A 5,368-nucleotide genomic window follows, 5' to 3' on the forward strand; every position below is an offset into this window, starting at 1 on the left:
GCAACAGCGGCTCCATGGGCGGCTCGTCGCGGGTTACCATACGCGGACTGAAATCCATTTCTGGTAATAACAATGCATTGTTCATCGTCGACGGAGTACCGATGGCCAATATGAACATGAACTCGTCCAGCGTAACCGGCGGACAGGGAACAGGCGGCGGCGGTTTTGATTACGGAAATCCTGCCCAGCTGATCAACCCGAATGATGTGGAGAATATCTCCGTACTGAAAGGCGCAGCGGCCACCGCGCTTTACGGGAGCCGCGGCCAGAACGGCGTGATTTACATTACCACCAAAACAGGTAAAGGATCGGGTAACCTGTCGCTCAACTACGACTTCAACATTCAGATGGACCAGGTTTCGTACCTGCCCAAATTCCAGAATGCATATGGTGGCGGCGGCAGCTCGAATTTTACAAAATTATATGTCAACCAAAACCCGAGCGGTTTCCTGCCGGGTGGAGGTACTTATGACGATAACGACGGAAAAGGCAGGTACGATTTCATTCCCGATTATGGAACGGATGAATCGTGGGGACCAAAAATGGACGGTACGCTGGTGCGGCATTACTGGTCATGGGACCAGGACCGCAACAATCCGAACTTTGGGAAAACTGCGCCATGGAGCCCGCATCCTGACAATGCAAAGGATTTTTTCAAAACAGGTATCACCTTCTCCAACAACCTGTCCGTGGCCAGCAGCAGTGACAAAGGCTCGATCCGGTTTTCCGTGGGACAAACGAAGCAAAATTTCATTTATCCCGGAAGCGAGCTGAAACGCTTTTTTATCAGTCTGAACACAACCTACAAATTCACCGACAAATTCACGTTCAGCGGCGGGATCAATTATGTCAACGACCATTCAAGAGGCCGGCCGGGAACGGGCTTTATGGGTAATAACCCGATGCTTTTCTATGTGATGTACGGCCAGCGGCAGATTGACGATGCTTATCTCAAAAACTACAAATATGCAGACGGTACCGAGCAATCCTGGAACCGTACTGCATGGAACATTCAGAAACCCGCATTCAGCCAGAACCCTTACTGGAACCAGTATGAAAACTATAACACGGACCGGAACAACCGCTACTTCGGTAATGCGGGTTTGACCTACAAGTTTGCCGACTGGCTTTCAGCTGATGTACGTGTGTTCTCTGATTTCTTCGACCACCTCGACGAAGTCCGCAGTGCGAAAGGATTTTTTGTGGGTAGCTACGCAAAACGTGCATTGCGCAACAACGAGAACAACTACCAGGCTACATTAAACGTCAATAAAAACCTGGGTGACAAGTTCAGCCTGGAAGCTGTGGCAGGCGGTAATATATTGAGTATTAAATCAAGCATTGAGTCGGGTACCACAAATGGCGGCTTGCAGACACCGCTGGTATACGTGCTGCAAAACTCGGTGACGCCTGCGACCGTCTCGACCACTTACGGAAACAAGCAGATCAACTCCCTGTTCGGATCGGTTACATTAGGCTATAACAAATACCTGTACCTGACCGCTACGGGACGAAACGACTGGGCTTCGACATTGAAGCAAACGGGCAATTTCTCATACTTCTACCCTTCCATTGCCGGTTCGTTCATATTCTCCGATGTAATTGCGAAAACATCCTGGCTCACGCTCGGCAAGGCCCGGTTGTCTTACGCGCGTGTCGGCAACGACGCGGATCCCTACTCGGTATCGCGCTACTACGATATCGTGACGCAATTCGGGACATTCCCGCTGCAAAGCACGCCAGACAGGCTGCATAACAGCCGCTTGAAACCGGAACTTTCCGCGGAAGTGGAAGGTGGTGTCGATTTCAAATTTTTCAATGAGATCCTCGGCGTGAATTTCACCTACTATGATCGTCGCACCGAAAACCAGATCTGGAATGTGCAGATCCCGGCGGAAAGTGGTTTTTCAACCAAAATCGTCAATGGCGGAACAGTGCAGAACAAGGGTATCGAGCTCTCAGTGAATGTAATGCCGGTGATGACCAAAAATTTCAGCTGGCGCGCGTCCCTGAATTTTTCCAAAAACAAAAACAAGGTACTCGACCTGAACAGCTCGGATGAAAGCATCCAGGGAATCGAACGCTTTGTAATTGGTACGGAAAGACGGACGAACCGGGTATCCATGGTGGCGCAAAAAGGCATGTCGCTCGGAACCATGCTGGGTACTGACTATGTGTATGATGCCAAAGGCAACAAGGTAGTGGTAGCAAACGGAACCTACGCGGTAACGCCCACGCCGGTGATCATCGGTGACGCCAATCCTGACTTTATCGGCGGATTGAACAACACATTCAGCTACAAAAGCCTGTACCTGTCTGCATTGATCGATTTCCAGAAAGGCGGTGATTTCTTCTCGTATACCAACTTGTACGGTAACAAATCGGGGATGTTTGAAGAGACTGCATTACCAGGTATCCGCGAGAATGGACTGGTTAACCCTGGCGTAAAAGAAGACGGCAGCCCCAATGACATTGTGGTTCCTGCGCGTACGCACTTCAACTCCGACGGCGGCAACCGGATCAGTAAAGCCAATTTGTACGACGGCAGCTTTATCTACCTGCGCGAAGTAAGACTGGGCTGGCAGCTGCCGGATGCATTGGCGAAAAAGATCAAAATGCAGGCGCTCCGATTCACATTGACGGGCCGCAACCTCTGGCTGATCAAAAGCAATGCACCGAACGTGGATCCTGCGAACATTACCAACTCCATTGGAAACCAGATCGGATTCGAAGGAGGCGCATTACCACCGGTCCGCAGCTTTGGCGCCAACCTCAACTTTACATTCTGACCCTTTTTTCCAGATCAACCATTTTAGATCGATTGAGATATGAAATTGAAAATAACGATTCTGCTGCTGGCGTGTGTGCTTGTGCTCCCCGGCTGCGACAATTTTGATACCCTGAACAGCGACCCGGCAAGGTCGAGCGAAACACAGCCCGAGTTCCTCATGGCCAATGCGCAGAAGCGCGCTTCCGACCTGCTGTACGATACCTATTTTAACGGACGTGTTGGCATGCAGCTTTCCCAGTACTGGACCGGAACAGACAAGACAGGCGAAACCCGCTTTCTGTTTACCAACGACGGGCTTTGGAATGGCATGTACGCAGGTCCGCTGATGGATTTACAGGAAATAGAAAACTACTACAAAAGGCATCCCCAGGAGTCGAGCGAGCACATGCTGGCTGCCACGGCGATCATGAAAGCCTGGCTTTTCCATATCCTGACAGATGTTTACGTGGACATTCCCTACTCCCAGGCGCTGAAAGGCGACGAGATCGTGCAACCCGTTTATGACAAAGGGAAGGATGTGTACGCTGCATTGCTTGCTTCGTTGAAAACCCAGGTTGATATCCTGGCCGGTCCTACTTCCGGCGCAATCCGGGGCGATGTGATCGCCGGCGGAAACGCAGCCCAATGGATCAGGATCGGGAATGCATTACGTATGCGCATTGCCATGAGAATGGCCGACGCGCAACCAGCCGAAGCCAAAGTGATCATTGAAGAGGCAGTGAAAAATACGCTGACTTCTACAAGCCAGGATGCTTTTTTCCCCTATAACACGGCAGCAGCCACCAACCGCTTCCCTTATAATGATGTGGACCGCCCGCTGGTTGAATTTGCAGTTACCTCAACGCTCGTCGATTACCTGCAGGAAGTGAGTGATCCCAGGCTGCCCGTATATGCCCGCCCGGATGAAACCAATGGAAAATATGTGGGTAAACCTTATGGTGTGGAGGCGAATACGCCGACGATGATCGGTTTATCTAAGCCTGGTGTGCTGGCTTACAGCGGCTCGGCAAGGGGTAATATGATCACTTATGCGGAAGTTGCTTTTATCAAAGCCGAGGCGGCTGCGCGCGGAATGAATGTGGGTACTGCCACTGCTGCGGACCTGTACAAAGAAGCCGTAACCGCTTCCATGACGCAGTGGGGCATTACCGATGCAAAAGCGATTGAAGCTTATCTGCTGAGGGTACCATACAAGGCAGCCAGCTGGAAGAATGTAATTGGCACACAAAAATGGCTTGCGCTGTACATGCAGGGCATTCAGGGATGGATGGAGCGATTGAGACTGGATATCAAAAAACCAGACGGAGATACCTTGTTCATCGCGCCAGTTTCGGGCAGTCTGGACCAGGAAGTAAAAGATGGTATCGTCAAACGCCTCAAATATCCGAGCGCCAGCCGCGCCTCCAATGCAGCCAACAGCGAACAAGCGGCAAAAAGCATTGGCGGCGATTCGCAGGCGACAAAAAACTGGTGGGATATCTATTAAGCTGACATCAATCAGGCAAATCGACGAACGCGCGGTTGGGTTTCCTTCCATTCCGCGATTATCAACCGCCGTTCGTCGATTATTGATCATTCTGGCCGGGTGGCCGCGGTAGTTTTGAATCGTGCAGTAACAGGCTGTGCGTTTCAAAATCCGTATCCACCCGAAAACCAGATTGATCATGAAAAACATGCTATTTTTTGCCAGGATATCATTCTTCATTTTATCCCTCGTTTACCTCAGTGCCTGCTCCGGGCTGAAAGAAGAGAAGGCGCTTGTTCCGACAATTGAAAAAACTTCTGAGCAAGTCGCACCCGAGCTGGCGTACCCTGGCGAAACAGGCGGAGAAAAGGAAGGTACCTTGTTTGGGAAAACCATCAAATACGCAGAGATCAATGGCGAGGCGGTATTTGAAGGCGACATTATCCTTTCTAAAAAGCAACTCGACGCCGCTGCCGGTGCACGTACAGAAGCAACCGGAGTTTCCCTGAACGCGCAGAAATGGGAGAAAGGAATTGTTTATTTCACCATTGAAAAAACGGTCACAAATACTTCCGCGATTTATGCGGCCATGGCGATCATTGAAGCTTCTACGCCCATTACGTTTGTATACCGTTCCAATCAGTACAATTATGTGACCTTCAAGTTCGGGCGCGGCTTTTCTTCCTCAATAGGCGTCACCGGCGGACAGCAGTTTATTACGCTCGGACTGGGTTTCAGCAAAGGCGGCGTGCTCCACGAGATCTGTCACACGCTGGGACTTTTTCATGAACATACCCGCGACGACAGGGACCAGACTATCACGGTTAACTTCCAGAACATTGCGCCAGCATTGCAAGCGAATTTTTTGACCCACAAACAATCAGGCAGTGCGGGATTTGGTTTTGATAAAATGGATCTGAAATCGGTGATGATGATGAATTCCGATTACTGCTCCAATAACGGGCAACCTTCTATGACCACCAAAGACGGACAGCCTTTTACAGTTCAGCGCACAGAATTGTCGCCCAATGATATCCGGTGCCTTACTGCAATGTACTCCAATATCTATTCTGTTTCGGATGATGGCCTTTATGCTTCGGATACCCGCAAAG

General features: G+C 50.5%; 3 protein-coding genes. All 3 read left to right on the forward strand.

The features are described 5' to 3' along the window. Positions 1 to 2,789, forward strand: a 2,789-nt coding sequence (locus ACTIE6_RS16665; RefSeq protein ID WP_439557718.1) for a SusC/RagA family TonB-linked outer membrane protein, incomplete at its 5' end; no start/stop codon positions are given. Positions 2,790 to 2,828: 39 nt separating this feature from the next. Next, positions 2,829 to 4,277 (forward strand): SusD/RagB family nutrient-binding outer membrane lipoprotein, encoded by a 1,449-nt coding sequence (locus ACTIE6_RS16670; protein ID WP_439557719.1) that lies wholly within the window; start codon positions 2,829 to 2,831, stop codon positions 4,275 to 4,277. Between the two features lie 178 nt (positions 4,278 to 4,455). Next, positions 4,456 to 5,368: M12 family metallopeptidase (locus ACTIE6_RS16675; protein ID WP_439557720.1), on the forward strand; the 913-nt coding region annotated here is incomplete at its 3' end.

It is taken from the genome of Dyadobacter sp., from assembly GCF_051859145.1.
Taxonomy (GTDB): domain Bacteria; phylum Bacteroidota; class Bacteroidia; order Cytophagales; family Spirosomataceae; genus Dyadobacter.

Coding starts and splice junctions, on each gene's coding strand:
- ACTIE6_RS16670 (WP_439557719.1), top strand. CDS start 2,829: ATGAAATTGAAAATAACGATTCTGCTGCTGGCGTGTGTGCTTGTGCTC.